Here is a 20725-nt window from a genome sequence, read left to right as displayed (position 1 = left end):
CCTGTCTGTGGGCTTTTCATGCACCGATGGCAGTCACTGCTCAAGTTCGTATAGCGACCACTCGCCCAAAACTGGCCACGCTCGCAGTTGCCGCAAATGCAGCAGCAGCCCACAGTGCGAATATAGCGCCGTGTTCACTCGACAACATGAAGCAATACGCAACCAACGCCGCACCCGTGGATTGCCCGATAAGCCGAGAGGTGGCAACCATGCCGCTTGCGCTGCCAGCTCGTTGGGGAGGTGCGCTGCCCATAAACCCTTTGAGGTTAGGTGCCTGGAAGAAACCGAACCCAACCCCGCACATAGCCATGCGCCAACTGATATTGATCGTGGATGGGTCAGCGGGCATGAGTACCAAGGCTAGTAACCCCGCAGCCAGTATCGCAAGGCCGATTCCTCCTAAGGCGCCGGGCGAGTAGTGATCGCTCAATCTACCTGCAATGGGGGCCATGATTGCTACCATGACCGCCCAAGGAGTCATCAAAAATCCGGTCTCTACGGGTGATCGACCAAGCGTAGAAAAGAAGTAAAAGGGTAGGGCGACAAATGCCAGTCCTTGGGCTGCGAAGGTGCATACAGACGTTACGACTGAAAGCGCGAACATGGGCCGGCGTAGCAAGTCGATTGGCAGCATTGGAGCTTTATGGTCTGCCTGCCGATGCAGCAACAACGCGAAGAACAAGACTGCGCCGATCAATTCCAGCAGCAGCGTTGTTACGCTAGCTTGGTGAGCCGCATCTCCGAAAAGCAGTATCAACAGACTAAAAGCCACTACGTTGTAAAGGGCGGTCAAACCGTCGAATTTGTGCGTTGCTCTGTGAGTAGCTGGCAGTACTTTACGGCCAAGGAAAAATGCAACCAGGCCAAGCGGAACATTAATCGCGAAGAGCCATGGCCAGTTTGCGACTGACAAAATAAGGGACGACATGGTCGGCCCTATCGCGAAAGCGACTGCAACCACTAGAGCATTGGTTCCGTAGCCCCGTCCCAGCATTTTTGTGGGATAAATAGCCTTGAGCATGGCGGTATTTACGCCCATAACGGCGCTAGCGCCGACCCCTTGGAGCAGCCGAGCGGTGACTAGTGAAGGCAGTGACCATGCGAGGGCGCAACCCAGGGAAGCAAGAGTGAATAGAAACAACCCAAAAAGCAGAACGCGGCGATAACAAATGATTTCGCCAAGGGCTGCGAACGGTAAAAGCGTCGCCACCATCGCCAGCTGGTAAACGTTGATAATCCAGACCGATGATGCCGGTGTTGTGTTTAATTGTTCAGCAATAGCGGGCAAAGCTACGTTGGCTATCGCTGTATCAAGGGACGCCATTCCCACACCAATGGCCAGGGAAAATATGGCGAGGCGGCGGGCGTTTTGAGGCAACCCATCTGTGGCAGGGAGGACACTTTCCGCACCCAATGTTGTTTCTCTGGACATGCTGGCTCCGATATCTATGTTTGGTGCCTGGGTGTGCCTCAAATTTGAGAGTAGTTCATGCCGCGGCTTGAGCGCGCGGATGCACAGCACAGGTAGTAGGGTGTTTGATCAAGGATTTGAAGCTGCGGTTGTCCGCATCCAACGCGTCGATCGATCCGGTTTCGATGTCGTATACCCAACCATGCAAATTCAACAGTCCTTTTTCCTGGGCCAAGCGCACGCTCGGATGAGTCTGGATGTTGGCCAGTTGGGCAATGACGTTCTCACGCACCATCGAACTGACTTTGGCTGCTTCACTGGCGTGAGGACGAGATTCGTTGATGACTTTTGCCGACTCGGCATGTTGCAACCAGCCAGCGACAGCAGGCAGATGATCCATGCATTTGCACTTAGCAACGGCTGTCATGGCGCCGCAGTCGGAGTGGCCGCAAATCACGATGTCTGTTACACCGAGCACAGCGACAGCGTATTCAATCGTGGCTGATACCCCACCCGATTGAGGGCTGTAGGACGGCACGATATTGCCGGCGTTGCGAATGACAAACAGCTCGCCAGGCTCTTGCTGCATCAGCAGTTCAGGTACTACACGGCTGTCAGAACAGCTGATGAACAAGGTGCCTGGATGTTGAGTCGTAGCCAAGTGCTTGAACAGATCTGTCCGCTGAGGAAACACTTCTTTTTTAAATTTCAAAAAACCATCAATAAGAGCTTTCATAATTTGATCCTGTAAAAAGCCAGTGAAGGGTTGGACGATTAATTGGTGCATCCGGTGCCAATCACGCTGTATTCGAGAACGTGGACACCGCCGCGCGAGTCGTCGTAAGTCATCTGCACAGGGGTTGAAAAGCAGGTGTCTGCCGCCGGGGTGATGTGGATGACTTTGGCTACATCCACGTGCATGCCGTAGGAGTAAACAACCACGGGCTGAGATTCAGTAGAATCCTGCGCATATGCTGACAAAGAGGCTGTCAGGGATAAGGCGAGAAACAGAATTTTGTTCATGACGAATCCTCCAGTCAGAAATGGTGTTCTTTGAGATTGATTGAGTAATTTTTTAAAACAGGCCCGCATAGGATGCGGGCCGAATGTCAGGGGAGATTCGCGCTATTAGAACGGGCGCAGCGGCAGGAACTTGCCATCCAGGGTGATCACTGCACGATGACCGCCTTCTGGGTCTTCAACTTTCTTCATATCAAGCTTGAAGTTGATTGCGCTGATGATGCCGTCACCGAACTGCTCGTGAACCAATGCTTTAAGGGTGGTGCCGTAGATCTGGATCATTTCGTAGAAGCGGTAAATGGTCGGATCCGTAGGGACACCATTCAGGCTGCCGCGCAGCGGGATGATTTGCAGAGCGGCTACTGCATCGGCATCCAAGTCCAGCTTTTCACCGACGACTTTAGCGGCGCTTTCTGGCAGAGGATGTTGGCCAAGCAGGGCGGCCGTGACATATGCCAGGCCGAGGCCGGTGCCATCGGCCATATCCTGCCATGAGAGGTTTTTGCGGGCCTTGGCATCGAGAATTTCGGTAGTCAGGGCAAGGCTGGAGTCTTTATAAGCGTGGGACTGGACCATGGTATTTCTCCGATCAATTTCGTTTGATTAGTAGTGAAGAGTTGGTGTTGCTTTGCTGTGAAACAATCATCGTCTGATCCGCTGATAGCGTCCAAGACCCATATACAATCCATTGGATAAGTCCTCCCTATAGATGAGTGGGTGGCAGTAGTTGTGCAATTGTTCAACTACTAAAACCTGTTTAAATTCAAAGGCCTAAATCGGAGAGGCCAGGGTGGTCGTCTGGGCGCCTGCCTAATGGCCATCGAAACTTTCGCTCCGATTCCTTGATCGGCATGTCATTTACGCAGGCAAAACGATGAGCCATTAGCCCATCATTTGCGAACTCCCAGTTTTCATTTCCATATGAGCGGTACCAGTTGCCTGAATCATCGTGCCATTCATAGGCGTATCGCACTGCGATACGGTTATCAGTAAAGGCCCATAATTCTTTGATGAGCCGATACTCCAGTTCCTTGTTCCATTTTCGAGTTAAGAATGCAGCTGCTTCTGCTCTGTTCACTGCAAAGTCCACTCGATTACGCCATTTGGTGTCTTGGGTATAAGCCAGCGAGACTTTTTCAGCGTTACGGCTATTCCAACCATCCTCTGCGAGACGAACTTTTAGCGTTGCAGACTCGTGATCAAATGGTGGAAGCGGTGGACGGGTTTCCGATTCAGACATAATAATTACTCCAAATCTCTACATGTGACAGCTGAAGTGGAGATACCTAGCTAAACTGTGCGATTTCGCTTTCAATATGCGAGTGAGGGCATATTGAAGGCGGAAAAGCATTGTCGTCTGGTTCGTCGTTAGGCTTTTGTTTCTGGAAAATCTACTAAAGAAACAAACTTATTAGTTGTTCCGTCGAGCGCCTCGATCGATCCAGTTTCGATATCGTAGACCCAGCCATGCAAGTTCAGCTTTTTTTGTTCCATGGCAAGTCTGACACTCGGATGGGTTCGCAGATTGGAGAGCTGAGCAATCACATTCTCTCGTACCATTGAACAAATACGATCTTTGTCAGAGGTGAATGTACGCGCGGAGTTAATCACTTTTGCAGACTCTGCGTAAGACATCCAAGCAGCAACAGCTGGCAAATGATTGAGGGGTTTTCCACTCGAAACAGCTGTCATTGCGCCGCAATCTGAATGGCCACAAATTACGATATCAGCCACTCCCAATACCGCGACTGCATATTCCACAGTAGCTGTCACACCGCCTGGTTGAGGTCCGTAGCTGGGAACAATATTTCCCGCATTACGTATAACAAACAGCTCACCTGGTTCCTGCTGCGTAAGCATTTCCGGGATGACCCGGCTATCGGAGCACGTGATGAACAACGTTTCAGGGGTTTGCGTGGTAGCAAGATATTTGAAAAGATCCGTTCTTTGTGGGAAAACTTCTTTTTGGAATTTGATGAAACCTTCGATGAGCGCTTTCATGTGCTTTGACCCCATTGGTGGTGTACTGAACCGTATTTTTATTACAGGCTAGTGTGGTCAGGGGATGTCGTCAAATATCATGAAGGCGCAATAGATGAGTTATTATGTGAAATGAATATACTGACTTTCTATACTTGTGCTACTGAATTAAATTAATTGAATTTAATGTTGTGGTGCGGAATAGCTTCAAAGCTTTGTGTCATATTGTTCAAGGTTTCACACCGCGGCTTTTATGTTTTTTAGTGATTCTTTTAGCCATAGGTTGTTCCCCAGCTTTGCTTAGCACTGGAATTTTCAATGTGTGAGCTTGATACGCTTGCAGTCAGCCCTTTGGTTAAGATCAGTGGTCGGTTGATTGTCAATTGATTGTGCACTGCAAATCAATGTAGTTTGCTTGGCATCCAGGTTTCGCTTCAACGGATAATTTATTTTTTGAGAACGTAGTAGTTCAATAGGGGGGAGAGCAAGGCAAATTTATCGGTACTATGGTGCATGATTTTCGCCTTTTAAGTACTCCGAACTCTTGCTGGTAGAGAATCGGTAAGGGGGTATGCTTTTTTGAAAAAGTGCTGGTGCGCAGAATTAAATAACTAGGGGTGTTAGAGGGCGGTGCGCGGATATTTTTTTTGATTGTTAACCCATCAATAACTTCAAATTGCCTTTCAACAGATTCGAAACGGTCTTCACGGACATGGAGAGCAAAATTAATGTCACTCCGATCAACAATACAATCGCCACTGCATGAGTAAAAAGATTGGGTGAATGTTTGGCGTAGCGCAATGCACACACAGAAGCAGAAGCGAGAGGAAAGCTCACGGACCACCAGGACAAGCGAAAAGGGCAGACGATCGCCAGATAACGTAAGCGACCTATCATCACGGACAGCAAAAAAATAGTCAGCATGTAAAGGGCGGTTGCAAACCGGTCTACTTCACCCACGACATTCACATAAGCTGAAAAACCAACGGCAAAGGGGGCGACGAGAATCATGAAGGATGGCTGAAGCGACAGGATAAGCGGCTTTTCGAATATCAGTCTCGACATGATAAGCGTGAACAATGGAATTGCGAAGAAGAACCCAATGGCAAGCGAGAACATCAACAACTCGTCTTGGCCATGAATCTGTAAGGTGGGTACTGCTATTGGGATGTTTATCAATCCGACCATGGGAATAAGCCATGCTGGAGTGGCATGACCTGGCTGCTGTTGCTGTCCGAGCCAGCGGGAAATGATCACCCAGGCAAACAGGATCATGCCCAGCGTTCCCATCACCCAGATCCAGCGCGCTAGCGACAAGCTGTAATCGGATAGGGGGTTCGGAATCAGGAGGAGGCTGATGAACAGTGTTCCAAAGAGGTTGCCGGCGATGGGATGCTGGAACTCGGCCTTAACAGCCTTGAATCCTGTAGCTGCCTTGATTGCATAGCCTGTCCCTACCAAGAGGAAAGCCAGGATCGCGATATAGCTGAAAAAGCCAGCGATCCATGAGGGTAAGCCGTACAGGCTATCTGCGAATTTCCAAGCTGACGATAAACCGGTCAGGCCCATAACCGCGCCGAATAGAGCTACCGGCAGGTAACTCAGGGTACCTTCCCGAGTGGCTGTCAAAGGAGTGCCGTATGCCTGAATGGTTTCGGCTGGCGGGGTCAGGATGCGGATTTCGCTACTCAAGTTACGCCTCTTTTTAAGGTCGACGGTGGTGCAAATCGGATAGCAGCGGTCGGTCTGCTATCCACTCAACCCATCAGTCGGCGACTGGGGGTAATTTAGAAAACTGCTGCTGGGCGCTTTCAAATGCACTGATTTGAATCGAGTGCTGCCAGTTGAGATTATGAGCAGGGGGCGTTTTTGTAACGAGTTAAGAGCTGTGAAACGGTGTGATGAGACGCTAATTGTTCATCGGATGATCACCCGTTTCAGTCGAGGCGGGCGGTCTGGTTTTTTAGCACCCCGGGGCGATTTGCCCCGGCGCGTTCCTGCTTCCAATTGCGTCATCCTATGCGGGTGGAGTCGTTTTGAAGCTCGACAGCGTCTTGATCCTACCCCACCAGTCACTAAAGCCGTCGATAGAAAGGACCTGGTCTGCGGCTGGAGTCATCGTCAAATAGGCGCACGCAGGGGCCAAGAACAGGTCACCAATGGATAGGTTTTTGCCGGCAATAAATGCGTCGTTACCTTTCATTCTCATCAGCTCACCCAACACCAATTTTGAGTCGTCGATGCCTTCACGAAGCGAATCGTTGTTCTGTCCGCCAATGAAGTCCGGGAAAAGGTAGTAACCGAATACAGATACCATCGCGCTGTAGCCGTAAGAGTCATCGATACCTTGCGCCATTTGGCTGCGAGCGCGATCTTTGGCGTTGTCGGGAGTAAGCGAAATCCCGGGCAAGACATCATCGAGATAAGTCATGATCGCGCTGGTCTCAATGACCTTGAAACCATCATGGTCGATGACCGGAATTTTGCCGAATGCATGACGTGCCAGGTGCTCAGGCGCGTGAGGTTCGCCTTTCATCACGTTGACGTGCAACTGATCGAAGCTTGCATCTTTTTCTTTGAGAAGCATTTTTACTGTGCGGACATACGGACTGGCGTCAAAACCGTAGAGAGTGAGGCTCATGACGATTGCTCCATTATGGAAGTGCTGTTGAGTCATTGGCGTATCAGAAATACCGCAGTGCTTGAGAAACGAGGCTGCAATGCGCCGATACAGTGCTTGCCGATACCTCAGAGCAACAGTGTCACGGTGAAATATTGACCAGTGAAAACTCATGATCTTTTGACTTGTTGCTAAAAACGTATGCAAGGCAAGTTATTGCAATGTACATCAACTCAACGGTAAACGGAGCAAGCGAGTCCTCCGTGTTTGATTGTTTTGCTTTGCAAAATTAATCATCGTCATTCTTGCTTATTTGGTAGTTCTTGTTGCTACGCTATGGGACAGTTTTTGCTATTAACTGCCCAAAGCGCTACGACTTCATAAATCGCATTGGATTTTTCTTTATCGCTGAAAATTACTTTCCCTATAACATCCCTTGCTTGAGTGCATGACCGTTTCAGCGCGGAGCGGATCATGCCACTGCTAGAGCACGCGAATGCACAGCGCAGGTAGTCGGGTGCTTGATCAAGGACTTGAAGCTGCGGTTGTCGGCATCCAGAGCGTCGATCGATCCAGTTTCGATGTCGTATACCCAACCATGCAAATTCAACAGTCCTTTTTCCTGGGCCAAGCGCACGCTCGGATGGGTCTGGATGTTGGCCAGTTGGGCAATGACGTTCTCACGCACCATCGAACTGACTTTGGCTGCTTCACTGGCGTGAGGGCGAGATTCGTTGATGACTTTTGCCGACTCGGCATGTTGCAACCAGCCAGCGACAGCAGGCAGATGATCCATGCATTTGCACTTAGCAACGGCTGTCATGGCGCCGCAGTCGGAGTGGCCGCAAATCACGATGTCTGTTACACCGAGCACAGCGACAGCGTATTCAATCGTGGCTGATACCCCACCCGATTGAGGGCTATAGGACGGCACGATATTGCCGGCGTTGCGAATGACAAACAGCTCGCCAGGCTCTTGCTGCATCAGCAGTTCAGGTACTACACGGCTGTCAGAACAGCTGATGAACAAGGTGCCTGGATGTTGAGTCGTAGCCAGGTGCTTGAACAGATTTGTCCGCTGAGGAAACACTTCTTTTTGAAATTTCAACAAGCCATCAATAAGAGCTTTCATCTTGTTTTCCCTTTGTGATTCGCTAAATGGTTTTGTTGCAATCAGTTAGTGCAGCCGCCGCCGATGATGCTGTATTCCAGAGTATGCGTTTTTCCCTGAGAGTCTTGATAAGTCATCTGCACTGGAGTTGGGCCACAAACATTTGCCGCTTCAGTGATATGGATGACTTTGGCGACATCCAAGTGCATACCGTATTGGTAAGGCACTGCCTCGGTTGCGACGACTACATCTTGTGCATAAGCTGAGAGCGAAGCTGTCAAGGACAATGCGAGAAACAGAATATTTTTCATGATGAATCCTCCAATCTATGGTGATGAGTAGTAAATGATTAAGTAGTTTGAAGCAGGCCCGCATGGCTGCGGGCCAAATTACGATTTCATTTGCAACCTTAGAAAGGACGCAGTGGCAGGAACTTACCGTCGAGGGTGATTACTGCACGGTGACCACCTTCTGGGTCTTCAACTTTTTTCATGTTCAGCTTGAAGTTAATCGCGCTGATGATGCCGTCGCCGAATTGTTCGTGAACCAGAGCTTTGAGGGTTGTGCCGTAGATCTGGATCATTTCGTAGAAGCGGTAAATGGTCGGATCCGTAGGTACGCCATCCAGACCGCCGCGCAGCGGGATGATTTGCAGGCGGGCTACCGAATCGGCATCCAGATCCAGTTTTTTGCCGATCACTTTGGCCGCGGCTTCAGGCAGTGGATGCTGGCCCAGTAGGGCTGCGGTGACGTACGCTAGGCCGAGGCCGGTACCTTCGGTGACGTCTTCGAAAGAAAGTTTCTTGCGAGCCTTGGCGTCCAGAATTTTGGCGGTCAGTTCAAGGCTAGTGTCTTTGTAAGCGTGGGACTGTGTCATGGTGTATCTCCTGTCGGAATTGCTTGAGTTGTGTTGCTAGGTTTGTGTTGCGTTTGGTGTGAAACAATCTTGTGCTGTTTGTTCGATAGCGTCCAAGACCGATAAACAATGCTCTGCATAAGTCCTACCTATAGAGGCAGTCGGGGGCTCAGGCAGCTTGTGTGTTTGGACTGATTTCGCCCGGAGTGGCCCGTTTTTCACAGAGGTGATGAGTAACTCGGGAGCGCAGCCAGCGTTCGCCAGCATCGTTGTCCAGCATGGCGCTCCAGGACAGCGATAGGTCGGCTGAGGGGAGGGTCACCGGCACGGGATCCATACGTAAGCCGCCCTGTCTCAACATCGCCTTCGCAACGTAATCGGGTACTACTGCTACCAGGTCCGAGTGTTCAATTAGTGCTTTCAGAGCGCTGTATTGAGGCACTGCCAAGACCACCTGACGTTGTCGACCTAGAGATCCTAAGGCACGATCGACGTGATCAGTCATTTCGCCACTAAGCGAAATTGAGACATGCGGGCGTTTGCAGTACTCATCTAGGTCGAGAGGCTGCATCTGTGAGTCAGCACTTAAAACGGTCGGGCGTATGTTTCTCAAAAATTTACGTTTAGCGTTGGCTGGCAGATCACGGCTGTTGCTAACGCCAAGGGATATCTCACCACTAGAGAGCTGGTCTGCGATCACCGAATGGTCAGTACGATGAACTGCAAAGCTGATTTGAGGTGCTTCCTGTCTCAGTTGACGCAGCAGGCAAGGCAGCAGGGAATATTCGACGTCATCTGAAAGGCCTATTTTGAATACAGATGAACTGGTCTTAGGGTCGAAGTCGCTGACGTTGTGTAACGCTACCGCCATTTTGTCTATTGCGGGAGTTAGATTTTGGAGTATTTCAATGGCTCTACTTGTAGGCTCCATAGTTCTGCCAAGTCGAACGAAGAGGGGGTCATCGAAAAGTTGACGCAGTCGGTTTAAAGAAGCACTTATCGCGGATTGACACAGAAACAGTTTTTCGCCAGTGCGTGTGAGGCTGTGCTCTTCCATCAAAGTTTCAAAAATTATTAAAAGACTGAAGTCAATTTTGCGAAGATCGTTTCTGTTCATTCCTTTCACCTTGGACTAAGAGACTTGTCATTATGCTGATAATGCAAGTGCGGCCTTGAGTCTGTAACGTTCTGAATGCGTACATTGATCTGAATGCTTTTTAATCTTTTGGTTTTTCGGTAACTTTGTTTTTTGTCTTGGATCTAGAATGGGTTGTTTTTAACAAATAAACACTTCTACGTAAGTCCGAATTTTTTAGCGCCAGAGTGCTGCCGGCTAATACTGAAGTATGGGATTCGTCATGGTGAAGTGTTAGGAAAGGATCGAAATGGTTGCCTCCCTCCTACAGTTTTGTAGGTAAGGCGCAGAAGAAGGGTTGAGGAAGGAAGCGGAAGATATACGGCAAGGCTTTCTATGGAGGAGATATCCAGAAGACTGGCTCGCGCCAAATCGAGCCAGCTGGGTGTTTGGTGGGTGAGGGTTAAGTGTTCAATTTGCTCGTAGCACTGAATTGATCACTGAGATTTCCCTGAAAATGCTCCAGTAGAAAATCAATAAACACCCTGGTCTTGGCGGGTAGCGCTTTTCTTGCAGGGTAGTAAACCGAGATCGACCCCAGATCGACGTACCAGCCCGGCAAAAGTCGGACTAGCTCACCTTTCTGCAACCAGGGCCACGCTCGCTCAAGGGGAACCAATGCCACACCTAGGCCCATCCGAGCGCAACTGCACAGGGCCTCAGGATCATTCATGATCGCTGTAGGTTTGAGGTTTAAGTCAAACGTCTCTTTGCCAGCATTACGCAGCGTCCAAGAGCGTAGTCGACCGGTATCTGTAGAGCGCGCGACGATACCGTCTTGCCCTTCAAGGTCCGCTGGTACAACGGGTAAAACTCGTCCTACCAGCCATTCTGGGGAGGCGACGATGACGAGATGAAGCTTGGCCAGTTCCCTCGCTACGACCTCAGGTGACAGTTCAATCCCACCGCCAATCGCTACATCAAAACCGTCACCAATTAGATCAACGCGCCTTATTTCCAAGTGCCAATCGGGAACAACGTCGGGGTAACGCTGTTTGAAATTTTTTAGCAGGGGGAGGACGTAATCAAAGGCAAAGGATGGGGCCAAATTGACACGCAATCGACCCGACGGTAGATCGCGTGACTCACCCAATTGTGCAATCGCTGACTGAATATCATCGAGGCTGCCCGCAACCTGCTGGAAAAACGCCTCACCTGACTCTGTGAGAGTCAAGCTTCGGGTGCTGCGCTGGAACAAGCGTGCGCCCAGCTTTGTTTCCAGGCGGGCAATACTTTTACTGACCGCCGCGGAAGAAACGCCCAATCGCCTAGCGGCTTCCGAAAAGCTGGCGGCTTCGGCTACACGAACGAACAATTCAATATTGCCAAGCATTCTGAAGTCATCTCTAACTTTTGGTTGAAGCTGATTCTACCTTTTGAAGACTAATTCTGTGCCGTCTTTGTACCCATAGTGACGACTAACCAAATCACTAAAATAGAAAGGCGAAATTGCATGGCGAAAATTCTGGTCACGGGCTCGACAGGAAGACTTGGCGGGGCGGTACTCAGATCGTTAGTCGAAAAGGTCCCTGCCTCCAGTCTGGTTGCATTGGCCAGAAATGCTCGTAGGACACGGACACTTACCGCGTTAGGAATTGAGGTTCGTTATGGTGATTACACCGACTATAAATCTCTTGTCAGCGCCTTCGCTGGCGTGGACAAGATTTACTTGGTGTCCTCAAATGTTTTCAGTGATCGGGTGAGCGAGCATAAAAATGTGATTGATGCTGCGCGTAGAGCCGGGGTCCGTCATCTGATCTACACGAGCATCCAGCGATGCAACAACGACCAACACGCGAAGGGAGGCCTTACCGAGAGTGACATCGCGACTGAGGCTCTTCTGAAGTCATCAAGCCTGGACTACACCATTGTCTCGCATCCACTTTATGCTGATGAGCTGCCGACATTCCTCGGTGATAATGCTACCAATAGAGATTTCACTGCCCCTGCCGGCCAGGGTTGTATTGCACTGGCCAGTATTGATGAGCTTGCCGAAGCTGGGGCCGTTTTGCTCAGCCAGGAAGGGCATCAAAATCGCTCCTACTTATTGAACAGCGGGCAGGCTTGGTCTTTTCATGAAATCGCGCAAACCCTATCGCGCCTTACGGGAAACGCTATTTCTTACCAGCCAATTTCTGCCGAAACATTCATTGTCGGTAGAGAATCCCAAGGTTGGCCGCCCATGATCACTGACGTGGTAAGCGGTTGGTTTGCAGCAATTGAAAAAGGCACTTTTAACGAGACCAGCAACATGCTTGAAGAGCTTTTAGGTCGCAAGCCAATGGGTCTGGAAATAATCCTCAAGGACGCCTTCGATCTCTGAGGCGTAGGCATATTCGATGGGTGATGCCGACGCCTAGAATGTGGAGGCATCATCACAAGACATTGAGAAGGGGACTGAAGCGTGGCCGAAATGTTATTAAGCATTAATCATGCCAATTATTAAAAATAACTCTTGACAGCATTTTTACTCAATAAATATAATGCGTTAGGCTTGAGTCTCCACCCCACTTAATACCCCTTCAGGACCTGATTCCACCACCAACTGGTTCCTTTCCGACAGCGAAGCGGTCGGGTAAAGCTTTTAGGGGGTTTTGAAAACAAATAAGGCAATAGCGCCTATTTTTTGAAGGTTCACGATTCCGCGGGATGCGACGGAGGTATTTCCCCGTCGTATTTGACTTCGGATCGTTGTTCTTTGCTGTGAAGCAGCCTATCAATTCCCCCTCTTCAGTCCTTTCAACCGCGCATTCGCCCTTTGCACAGCAGCCATTTTTTCCGGTCGCTTCATGCGCTTCCACTTTCGAATGTCTTCTTTGCTGCGGCCGCAGCTTACACACATATCGCCGCTCAGCTGGCAGACCGAAATGCACGGGTTTTCAATTTACTTAGCCATCTTCAATACCCTTGGCCACACGCGATCGCGTCAAGCGCTTCTGCCAGTCGCCACCATGGGCGTGTTGGCACTCTTCCTCGGAGTCGAATCGGATCGTTTGATCCGAGGGCTTCACATCGAAATTTGCTTCTTGCAGTGCGATCGCGGTCAGCTCAAAAAACCTACCTTTCGTATTAGCCAGTGCGAGCTTTTTGTCGATCTGTGTTTCAAACACCCACGTCGCCGTCAGCGTTTCAGCAAATGCAGTCAAGTCAGCCGTGTGGGTGAGCCGCGCGAAACCTTGGATTTCAAATTTTGCGGTCTCGCAGGCGTCGGTCAGCGTTGTAATTAAACTGCGCTCAATCCGCGCACTTTCGCGTTTGCCTATGGGCATGGCGGGATCCTTCGAAGTCATAAAGGGAAAAAGCTCAGAACTGGGTATGGAAAGGAGTTGTCGCCATGACTTCTCTTTCCGGATTGCAACCGACTTAACCAAACAGCCATGCAACGTCGACCCAGCCCAGCATCTCATGGTCATCTTCTGCGTAGCTGGTTAACAAGTGGTTAAGAAAAAAAATTTCACCAGTCGGGGGTTGCTAGGTTATTGATGAAATAAAGTTTTACGATGTCTAATATTTTGTGCGTGTGGACGTCGACTTTACTGCATGACTTTATTCAGTATGATCGCGGTAAAAGCGGTTATTCTTTTGATTGGTGGAATTATATAGAGCGAACTAGTTTGAGCTGTGAAAATTTAGAGGCATTAGGGTAGAAACGATGCCCGAAAGCAGGTAGAAATTTTTATTGGCTTGAAAGTTTCATGGGTCAATTTGATTTTCTTTTTAAGTCAAAAGTAGACTCTTGTTTTCAAGGTAGGCAAGACATATGAATGTCTATTCCATATTGAAAACCCCCCACGGGTTGGGCGCTTTACAAAGGCGGATCGAAACGAGCGAAGCTTGAAGCACAGGCTAAAGAAGATATTGTGAAAATGTCAGCGGAAATTTTGATTAATGAAGCTGCGTCGGTCCGAATTTTTTCAGCCGACGGTAGCTTTCAGGAATTAAGATTTAAAGAGGGCAAGCGCTGCCTTTGAGCTGAGCTAATGGTCGGAGCTTTGTCGGTTGTATTCGCTCTGTAAGATGTATTTAGCTTTGATCGTGCTCTACGGGCGCTATGTAAATTGCCTACCAGTCATGCCCTCTCGTGTGCCGAAAGGGATTTACTGGAGGAAAATTCGTAATAAAAGTTTGGAATTATTCAGTTGGTCTAAAAGCACTCACCTGGAGGTTGATCACACATGCGCATGGATTCCGACTGCCTAAAACCGTATCTCGATGCAGTTAAGCGTGCGCGCTCAGCGCGGCAGATGATAGCTATCAAGGTTTTGAAAAACCAAGCGTTACAAGATGAACTGGTGCGTGCGGATGCGGCCTATGTGCAGGCGTATACAGAGCTTGCTGAGTTCACTGAGTCCTGCACTGAAACCTAATGATCAGGTAGAGATCCGTTCCTGACTACCAAAGCCCCGTCCTCAAAACTATGGAATAGCGATGCCCAATGCGTTCAGTGTCGGTGTATCCATCTTGCCACTGCTTACAATCGCCGAATCTACTTGGAACGCCATAAGCGAACCACGGACGCTGTTGTTGAGCACACCATCGATCGGCCCCGCGTAATATTTTTTGATCATCAAAGCCAATTGAACACGTCGAACAAGCATCGACAGATCCGCTGCTGTGGGCTTGGCAGGTCTGGCTGAGTAGACATTCGATCGCGTTGCCGTACTGGTAGAAGGCTTGGAAGATGTCGTGCTCGGTGTACTGACGGTGGCGTGAGTTGCAGTGCTGGGTGTTGAAGGCGAGGAAAGAAGAGTGCTGGTTGGCGCGGTGTAGGCACTTGGCGCGCTGTAGCCACCCGAGCTGCTGTAATGAGAACTATGCGAGCTGTGGGAACTGTGTGAACTATGTCCTGCGTAGACGTTGATCGCGTCTTTCGCATTCAGGGTGTTGTTGAATGCCGGTGGTGCGCTTTGGGGATTTGGCAGCCAGTCCGCCAATGCCAATTGAGTCGTGCTGGCATCTGCCATGGGGCTGCCAATGATGGGGATCAAGGCCATTGATTGGCCGATCAGAAGCTTCCAACGATCAAGCAGTTTCATATTGTGCTCCCTGCATATTTTTAAGGTCTTCGATGGTTAGCGGATGGATGTTCCGGCTTTGCCAGCGAGATGAATGGGATTTGAAAAAGCCCGCACATGCGTGAGTAGCCGAGCACGTTTGGCAGGCATCGATAAACAGGTTTTTCCAGTCTGAAATACTCTGCCGGTAGAAGCGCCCTAGCATCGGATCGAGTACGCATAGAGGCAGGTTGTAAATCGAAACAGCGATGCCGCGGATGTCGAGGAAAAAAGCTGCCTTAATGAGCTTTTCCTGGTAGTCCGCCGGATCTATCCAGAGCTGATCGTGATTTTTCTTAGCGAGCCCCGTGTTCTCAATACCCATGAGCGCAACGTGGTGCACGAAAGGCAAGTTACGAAACACGAAATGCGCCCACTCGGGAAGCCGAGGCGTCGTCAGCCTGCTCAGTACCATGCGGATTTCTATCTTTTGCCCCGCACGTTGGAGGTTGTAGAGGCCGACTATTGTTTCGCTGAATGCGCCTGGGGCTTGGACGACGTTGTCGTGGTCCTCTGCATTGTCGGCGTACAAAGGAACGCCCCAACTGAGACTTGGGTGACTTACTTGTCGAAGGTCATCGATCCACGTGGCATCACTCAGCAACCGACCGTTGCTCAAAATGTGCAAGGATTTTTCAGGCAGTACCCGTTTGGCGTGTTCAATGATGGCGAGCAAGCCCGACCTGTACAGCGTGGGCTCTCCGCCACTAATACCCAGTTGTTCGGCGCCCGGGTCGACCAAATCGATTAGCTTCAGGTTCTCCTCGATGTGCCACCTGTCATCGATGTCCTTTGGAGGCTGAGAGCACATCAGACATAGGCTGTTGCATCGATCAGTCATGAACAACAGATTGCTATTGGCACCCCTGCGATAGAGGACACGTACGACGCTCGTTCCAGGTCTAACCGCGATGACATCCCCCGGCTGCACAACCAATGGATCTTTGGGATTGGTCAACAAAGCTGCGCTTATGGGACCTACTGGATGCGGGTGGCCTGATACCAAAAAACCACCAACAGGAACTGAGAGCCATTGGTCCAGATTGGCGGTGGAGGATTGGTCGAGCCATAGCATTAAGTCATCAAAAGAAGCTTCACCTGCGCACACGGCCACACCTTGGGAAATGAATTCTTCTGGAGTGATGACTTTGAATAGCTTGGGTGCCGTCAGATTGAGAATCTCAAATTGCGTGTCGAGTCGTAGCATCTTTAGCCCCTATAACCAGGTGAGGGAAGGGCGCTCAAAGAGCTTCGCGTTAGCCAGGACAAAAGGGTTTTTTGAGTCTCGTTGTCCCCATCACGCAGCAAGCGAAAAAGGTGCGTGAGCAATGCAGTATTTTTTTGACAGAAGCTGCTGAACGCGCGGTGTCCGATCGGATCCCCTTGGCGGGCAAAATGCTCAATGGGGTCTGCTCCGCAATAGGGGACCAGCGCACAGTCAGAACATCCTGGTAACGCTTCTGCCACACCTGCGGACAGCAACATATCAATCACTGGCGATTGGAGCAGCTCCTTCAGAGGTTGGTGCACACTGCCGAGCTTCAATCCGTCCTCACCCATTTCGAGAAGCATGCGGGATTCATCTGAGGGGTAGACATCGCCGTCGTAGTTGTAAACGAGAGTTCCCAGTCCTGCGCCCAGGGGGGAGCGCAGATCTACATAGCCGGATGCAAACGGAGTCAACATGTTCGTCAGCAGGAGTGATGCGTATCCTTCTGAGATGAACGTCCCTTGAGCATTCAGCTTCATCAGATACGACAAAGCCTCCCTGTAAAAACCGATGAACTCATCCATCGAATAGTCCAGGCGCTTCGCGGATTTCTTCGCGAATCCGTAAGGGCTCAAGGGGCGCAGAGAGATGTTGGTGAACCCTTGGGCCACGTACTCGTCAATTATCGCGTGAGGATGCTCCAAGCTCTTGGAGGTGATGGTTGTCAGTGCCGAAACTGCATCGTGACCCAGCCATGCCCTTACTTGTTCGATGCCTTCAATCGTTCGCTTGTAAGCATCTCTGGTCGGTGCTGGCCGGTTGGCGTTGTGCAGAAACTCTGGACCGTCCAGTGAAGTGGAAAATTGAATGTTGTGTTGCTTGGCGAAATTCAGAATCTCGACATTTAGGTGATGGAGAGTCGTCGTGACGACGTACTGGATGCTGCGTTGCTGCACTGCGTTACGGGCTTCGACCAACCCAACAATTTGTCGGATGCGGTCAAACGCCAGCAAAGGTTCGCCACCTTGAAACTCGACTGTGAGTACGGGGGAGGGAGCCTCAAACATCCGATCCACTGCCAGTTCAGCATGCTCGGCTGACATGTCATGACCCGAACCACTCAGTGGGGCACGGGAGACTTGGCAATAAGCGCAGGTATGGTTGCAGCGCAGAGTGACAACGAAAATGTGCAGCGCAGGTCCATTGAGGACAAAGTTTTTACGACTACGAAATTGTGCCGCCATTTCAGGAAATGGATCGTGACCATTCGGCTCAAAGATAAAGTGGCGGGCGAGAAGGTCTTTGTAATGAGCGGAGGCTGTATCCACGGCCTTGTGGACAATATCCTTTAGCTGCTTTTCCGAGACAAAAAGAAACTCACCTGTTTCAGCGGTAAGCAAAATACTCTCGCTGCGATGCTCATCGATCCGTAAAAAACGGAACGGTAGCAACCGGTAGCTTGCCTCTTTGGCTATCAGCATGATGCTCACATGCCAGCTCCGCGGAGGGCAGCATTTGCAAGTATTTCTCTCAGGCCAGAGGTCTCATTCCGAATACGCTCGCGCAACGCGAAATCGTTCAGATTGCACAGAATTGTCTCGCGTGCTTCTTGTTTGGATAGGACTGCTCCGGCGCCGCCGATCAGTAGCGTGGGAAACGCATCAAGGTGAATCTGATTCTCTGTCTGCCGGATCTGTACCGTTAAGGTGGGTGCCAGAGCGTAGGAAACTCGCTGTACAACACCAAGCGGATACAGCGCGCTATCGACGGAAACCGTCACTTCCCAGTTCATCTCTCGAATCCATTCTTATTTTTTGAGCGCGAATGATGGCTGTAGAACAGGCGAAGCGCCACTATTTGTAACTAAATATTTATAAAGCTGATTTTACCGTTGAGTGAGTTTGGCGTTCTTTAGAAAAAGTCCATCGACCCGGGATTCTTGCGTTTGCCGAATGGCCGTACGGGAGGGCAGAGAGGGGGCCTATCTGTCGCGTAGGCAAAGAAAAGCCCGCGTCTAAGCGCGGGCTAAAAATCAGAAATCAGAAAGGAGCAAAGTCAACGTAGGTTAGACAACGTGAAAAATTTGTGAAACTGCGCTGATAGAAATTGAGACTCCGTTTCCTGCTCATCACAAAACGTTGTGGGTTCTCCACGGAGTCCCTCTAGCTTGCACCACTCAGCATTCTGACTTCGGAGTTGATCAACTCCTGGCTCAAAAAAATGCTGGAGTGTGCTTTCAGCAAACGTACGTTTAGTAGACCGGCCAGTTACCAATCGAATTAGCCTCTTGGCAACCGTCCTGAGTTTCATTTCGCTGCTTTTTCAATCAAATTCGCGACGATTTTAGGATTGGAAACCATCACTACGTGCGAACCGCCTTTGACCCTCACAACTTCTTTGGCGTGCGCGCGTTCAGCCATGAACACTTGGGCTTGAGCCGGGATGTTCTTGTCCAGGTCGCCATAAACGAAATAGGACGGAACGGTTTTCCAAGCTGGCTCAGTCGACTTCTCGTTGAGTGCTTCTGCGGTCACAGGGCGCTGAGTCGCGGCCATCAGCTTAGCTTCGGCGGCTGGTACATCAGCGGCGAATTGAGCGTGGAATTTGTCCTGCTGAATGTAGAGATCTTTATTACCGTCAGCCAACTCAACAGGTGGAGCCAGAGTTGGGCCTAAGGTTGCGCCTGGGAACTTGCCAGCCAGATCAGCCGTCGATTCTCCAGCTTCAGGTGCCACACCTGCTACGTAAACCAACGATTTGACGTTGGATTGGCCGTAAGCGGCTTCGGAGATGACGGGGCCGCCGTAGGAGTGGCCGACCAAGACAACAGGGGTTTTGATGGATGCCAGCAATTCCGCAACGGATTGAGCGTCACCTTTGAGGCTGCGCAATGGGTTGGAGGCTGCGATGACTGGGTAGCCATCCCTTTCCAGAATCTTGATAACGCCATTCCAGCTGCTTGAATCAGCGAAAGCACCGTGAACCAGTACGATAGTTGGCTTTGCGTCAGCTGCGTGGGCAATACCGCCTGCGAGGAGTGCGGTGGCGAGTGCTAAGCCAGAGAAAATCTTTTTCATGCGAATGTCTACCTGTCGGGAAAAACTGTTGGTTTGAAAATGCTTTGTGTGCGATTTAATCGCCTTGGTAGCAATCCTGCGCCAGGAAAAATTTCCTGTCAATGGCTTGCGATTGAATCGTGCACGTAATAACGTGTTATCTCAGACTAAAGGAGGGACTAAGGTGTCAGAAGAAGGTAAAAGCGACTTCGCGCCGCTGAATGATTTTTTATGCTTCTCGATTTATTCGGCTGGTCATGCACTCACGCAGTACTACCGTCCGATGCTGGAGTCGCTCGGCCTGACGTACCCGCAATATCTGTTGATGGTGACGCTTTGGGCCGAGAATGATCAGATCATCAAGGATCTAGGGAACAAGCTGTTTCTGGAATCGAGTACGCTCACTCCATTGGTAAAGCGCCTCGAAAGCGCGGGTTTGATTACTCGCAGTCGAGACCCGCAGGATGAGCGTCAGGTGCGCGTAAAGCTCACTGAGGCGGGATGGGCACTGAAGGCAGAGGCCCTTAAGGTACCGAACTGCATTCAGGATGCCGTTGGATTGAGCACTGAGAAGATCATGGAGATCCAAGCTGCTGTAGCTGGCATCCGTGACCGGCTGATCGAAAAGAAATAACTGCTCAATTTCTTGAGGGCGTTGTTGTCTCATTGGATTGGCAGCGGGAAATCCCTGTTTCTATTCAAGCTGTCCATAGAGAACTGCTTAACTGGGAATAGGCCCTCAGTGATTTTTTACCCATCCCTGAATGGAAGGGCTGGGGGCAATTCCCTACCCAGGCTTGGATGCCAAATTTTTGAAAAGCTGGTCAACCAACGTAAGTGCAACGAGGCATCTCAATGAAAGAAAATCTTACCGAGGCAGAAATGCGCCAAGCGCTTTTTGGCTTGGGCAGCAATGAGCCCAGTCCAGAAGTTCAGGACTCACGCATCACAGCAGACTCGCAACACGTATCAAAGGCTCGCAAGGTTGCCACATCTAGGTCGCCAAAGCTGAGGGTGACTCTACGTGTCACGACCGAATTCGAAGGTAAGGCTGATACCTTCATTTACGATGCAAGCACTCTGAGTAGCCTCATCGCGGAGCAGCAGGCAAAAGCAGAAGCAAAGAAGAAAAAATTTAAATATTTTGAGCTTGTCTCGATAGAATCAGTTTAGTAATTCCTTGTGCGTAATCCCATACACGTCTAAATTTTGCACACTCGAATAGTCCTTAATGAGGGCATGGCTTGCTTGCAATGAGTAGCTGTCTTGCTT

General features: G+C 50.2%; 24 protein-coding genes. 4 read left to right on the top strand and 20 right to left on the bottom strand.

Going from position 1 to position 20725, the window contains the following annotated elements; translation table 11 throughout:
- Positions 1 to 40: 40 nt before the first annotated feature.
- The 13 genes from QOL84_RS25730 to QOL84_RS25670 form a co-directional block, all read right to left on the bottom strand.
- The gene (locus tag QOL84_RS25730) at positions 41 to 1432 is read right to left on the bottom strand and encodes an MFS transporter (RefSeq protein ID WP_283439038.1); all 1392 of its coding nucleotides are present in this window, start codon (positions 1430 to 1432) and stop codon (positions 41 to 43) included.
- Between the two features lie 55 nt (positions 1433 to 1487).
- Positions 1488 to 2147 carry a carbonic anhydrase gene (locus QOL84_RS25725; RefSeq protein WP_283439037.1) on the bottom strand — a complete coding sequence of 220 codons (660 nt, stop codon included), beginning with the start codon at positions 2145 to 2147 and terminating at the stop codon, positions 1488 to 1490.
- A 38-nt stretch (positions 2148 to 2185) separates the two neighbouring features.
- A complete protein-coding gene (locus QOL84_RS25720) occupies positions 2186 to 2434 on the bottom strand; it encodes a DUF2790 domain-containing protein (protein WP_283439036.1) in 249 nt (82 codons plus the stop codon).
- Positions 2435 to 2539: 105 nt separating this feature from the next.
- Complete coding sequence (gene cynS, locus QOL84_RS25715) at positions 2540 to 3007, bottom strand: cyanase (RefSeq protein WP_282483495.1); 468 nt, start codon at positions 3005 to 3007, stop codon at positions 2540 to 2542.
- A gap of 187 nt (positions 3008 to 3194) precedes the next feature.
- The gene (locus QOL84_RS25710; RefSeq protein ID WP_283439035.1) at positions 3195 to 3671 is read right to left on the bottom strand and encodes a nuclear transport factor 2 family protein; all 477 of its coding nucleotides are present in this window, start codon (positions 3669 to 3671) and stop codon (positions 3195 to 3197) included.
- Between the two features lie 128 nt (positions 3672 to 3799).
- The gene (locus tag QOL84_RS25705) at positions 3800 to 4432 is read right to left on the bottom strand and encodes a carbonic anhydrase (protein ID WP_283439034.1); all 633 of its coding nucleotides are present in this window, start codon (positions 4430 to 4432) and stop codon (positions 3800 to 3802) included.
- A 633-nt stretch (positions 4433 to 5065) separates the two neighbouring features.
- Complete coding sequence (locus QOL84_RS25700; RefSeq protein WP_283439033.1) at positions 5066 to 6103, bottom strand: SLAC1 anion channel family protein; 1038 nt, start codon at positions 6101 to 6103, stop codon at positions 5066 to 5068.
- Positions 6104 to 6428: 325 nt separating this feature from the next.
- Positions 6429 to 7052, bottom strand: a complete 624-nt coding sequence (locus tag QOL84_RS25695; protein WP_283439032.1) for a glutathione S-transferase family protein — start codon at positions 7050 to 7052, stop codon at positions 6429 to 6431.
- A 451-nt stretch (positions 7053 to 7503) separates the two neighbouring features.
- The gene (locus QOL84_RS25690; protein ID WP_283439031.1) at positions 7504 to 8163 is read right to left on the bottom strand and encodes a carbonic anhydrase; all 660 of its coding nucleotides are present in this window, start codon (positions 8161 to 8163) and stop codon (positions 7504 to 7506) included.
- A gap of 41 nt (positions 8164 to 8204) precedes the next feature.
- Positions 8205 to 8453 (bottom strand): DUF2790 domain-containing protein, encoded by a 249-nt coding sequence (locus QOL84_RS25685; RefSeq protein WP_283439030.1) that lies wholly within the window; start codon positions 8451 to 8453, stop codon positions 8205 to 8207.
- A 98-nt stretch (positions 8454 to 8551) separates the two neighbouring features.
- On the bottom strand, positions 8552 to 9019 hold the full coding sequence (gene cynS, locus QOL84_RS25680; protein ID WP_283439029.1) for a cyanase: 468 nt from the start codon (positions 9017 to 9019) through the stop codon (positions 8552 to 8554).
- 148 nt (positions 9020 to 9167) lie between these two features.
- A complete protein-coding gene (locus QOL84_RS25675; protein ID WP_283439028.1) occupies positions 9168 to 10115 on the bottom strand; it encodes a LysR family transcriptional regulator in 948 nt (315 codons plus the stop codon).
- A 421-nt stretch (positions 10116 to 10536) separates the two neighbouring features.
- Positions 10537 to 11466 (bottom strand): LysR family transcriptional regulator, encoded by a 930-nt coding sequence (locus QOL84_RS25670; RefSeq protein ID WP_283439027.1) that lies wholly within the window; start codon positions 11464 to 11466, stop codon positions 10537 to 10539.
- A 120-nt stretch (positions 11467 to 11586) separates the two neighbouring features.
- Between QOL84_RS25670 and QOL84_RS25665 the strand changes: the two genes are divergently transcribed.
- Positions 11587 to 12456, top strand: coding sequence for an SDR family oxidoreductase (locus tag QOL84_RS25665; RefSeq protein WP_283439026.1), 870 nt, complete (start codon positions 11587 to 11589; stop codon positions 12454 to 12456).
- 393 nt (positions 12457 to 12849) lie between these two features.
- Here the strand turns inward: QOL84_RS25665 and QOL84_RS25660 are convergent, their stop codons facing one another.
- Together QOL84_RS25660 and QOL84_RS25655 are read right to left on the bottom strand one after the other, a co-directional pair.
- The gene (locus QOL84_RS25660; RefSeq protein ID WP_283439478.1) at positions 12850 to 13017 is read right to left on the bottom strand and encodes a DUF1289 domain-containing protein; all 168 of its coding nucleotides are present in this window, start codon (positions 13015 to 13017) and stop codon (positions 12850 to 12852) included.
- 4 nt (positions 13018 to 13021) lie between these two features.
- Positions 13022 to 13402: a hypothetical protein gene (locus tag QOL84_RS25655; RefSeq protein ID WP_283439025.1), complete on the bottom strand. Its 381-nt coding sequence runs from the start codon at positions 13400 to 13402 to the stop codon at positions 13022 to 13024.
- Positions 13403 to 14308: 906 nt separating this feature from the next.
- Here QOL84_RS25655 and QOL84_RS25650 point away from each other — a divergent pair.
- A complete protein-coding gene (locus QOL84_RS25650; protein ID WP_283439024.1) occupies positions 14309 to 14500 on the top strand; it encodes a hypothetical protein in 192 nt (63 codons plus the stop codon).
- A 48-nt stretch (positions 14501 to 14548) separates the two neighbouring features.
- On the opposite strand, the gene hxsA is transcribed toward QOL84_RS25650, so the two are convergent.
- From hxsA to QOL84_RS25625, 5 genes are all read right to left on the bottom strand, one after another.
- On the bottom strand, positions 14549 to 15169 hold the full coding sequence (gene hxsA, locus QOL84_RS25645; protein ID WP_283439023.1) for a His-Xaa-Ser repeat protein HxsA: 621 nt from the start codon (positions 15167 to 15169) through the stop codon (positions 14549 to 14551).
- Complete coding sequence (gene hxsC, locus QOL84_RS25640) at positions 15156 to 16394, bottom strand: His-Xaa-Ser system radical SAM maturase HxsC (RefSeq protein WP_283439022.1); 1239 nt, start codon at positions 16392 to 16394, stop codon at positions 15156 to 15158. The genes hxsA and hxsC overlap by 14 nt, the downstream gene beginning before the upstream one ends.
- A 2-nt stretch (positions 16395 to 16396) precedes the next feature.
- A complete protein-coding gene (gene hxsB / locus QOL84_RS25635) occupies positions 16397 to 17881 on the bottom strand; it encodes a His-Xaa-Ser system radical SAM maturase HxsB (protein ID WP_283439477.1) in 1485 nt (494 codons plus the stop codon).
- A gap of 2 nt (positions 17882 to 17883) precedes the next feature.
- A complete protein-coding gene (locus tag QOL84_RS25630) occupies positions 17884 to 18189 on the bottom strand; it encodes a His-Xaa-Ser system protein HxsD (RefSeq protein ID WP_283439021.1) in 306 nt (101 codons plus the stop codon).
- Positions 18190 to 18703: 514 nt separating this feature from the next.
- A complete protein-coding gene (locus QOL84_RS25625) occupies positions 18704 to 19474 on the bottom strand; it encodes an alpha/beta fold hydrolase (RefSeq protein WP_283439020.1) in 771 nt (256 codons plus the stop codon).
- Between the two features lie 163 nt (positions 19475 to 19637).
- On the opposite strand from QOL84_RS25625, the gene QOL84_RS25620 reads away from it, so the two are divergent.
- Both QOL84_RS25620 and QOL84_RS25615 read left to right on the top strand, forming a co-directional pair.
- On the top strand, positions 19638 to 20087 hold the full coding sequence (locus QOL84_RS25620) for a MarR family winged helix-turn-helix transcriptional regulator (RefSeq protein WP_283439019.1): 450 nt from the start codon (positions 19638 to 19640) through the stop codon (positions 20085 to 20087).
- A 221-nt stretch (positions 20088 to 20308) separates the two neighbouring features.
- A complete protein-coding gene (locus tag QOL84_RS25615; RefSeq protein WP_283439018.1) occupies positions 20309 to 20626 on the top strand; it encodes a hypothetical protein in 318 nt (105 codons plus the stop codon).
- Positions 20627 to 20725 lie beyond the last annotated feature (99 nt).

It is taken from the genome of Pseudomonas helmanticensis, from assembly GCF_900182985.1.
Lineage (GTDB): Bacteria > Pseudomonadota > Gammaproteobacteria > Pseudomonadales > Pseudomonadaceae > Aquipseudomonas > Aquipseudomonas helmanticensis.
This window is presented reverse-complemented; position numbering and strand designations above follow the sequence as displayed.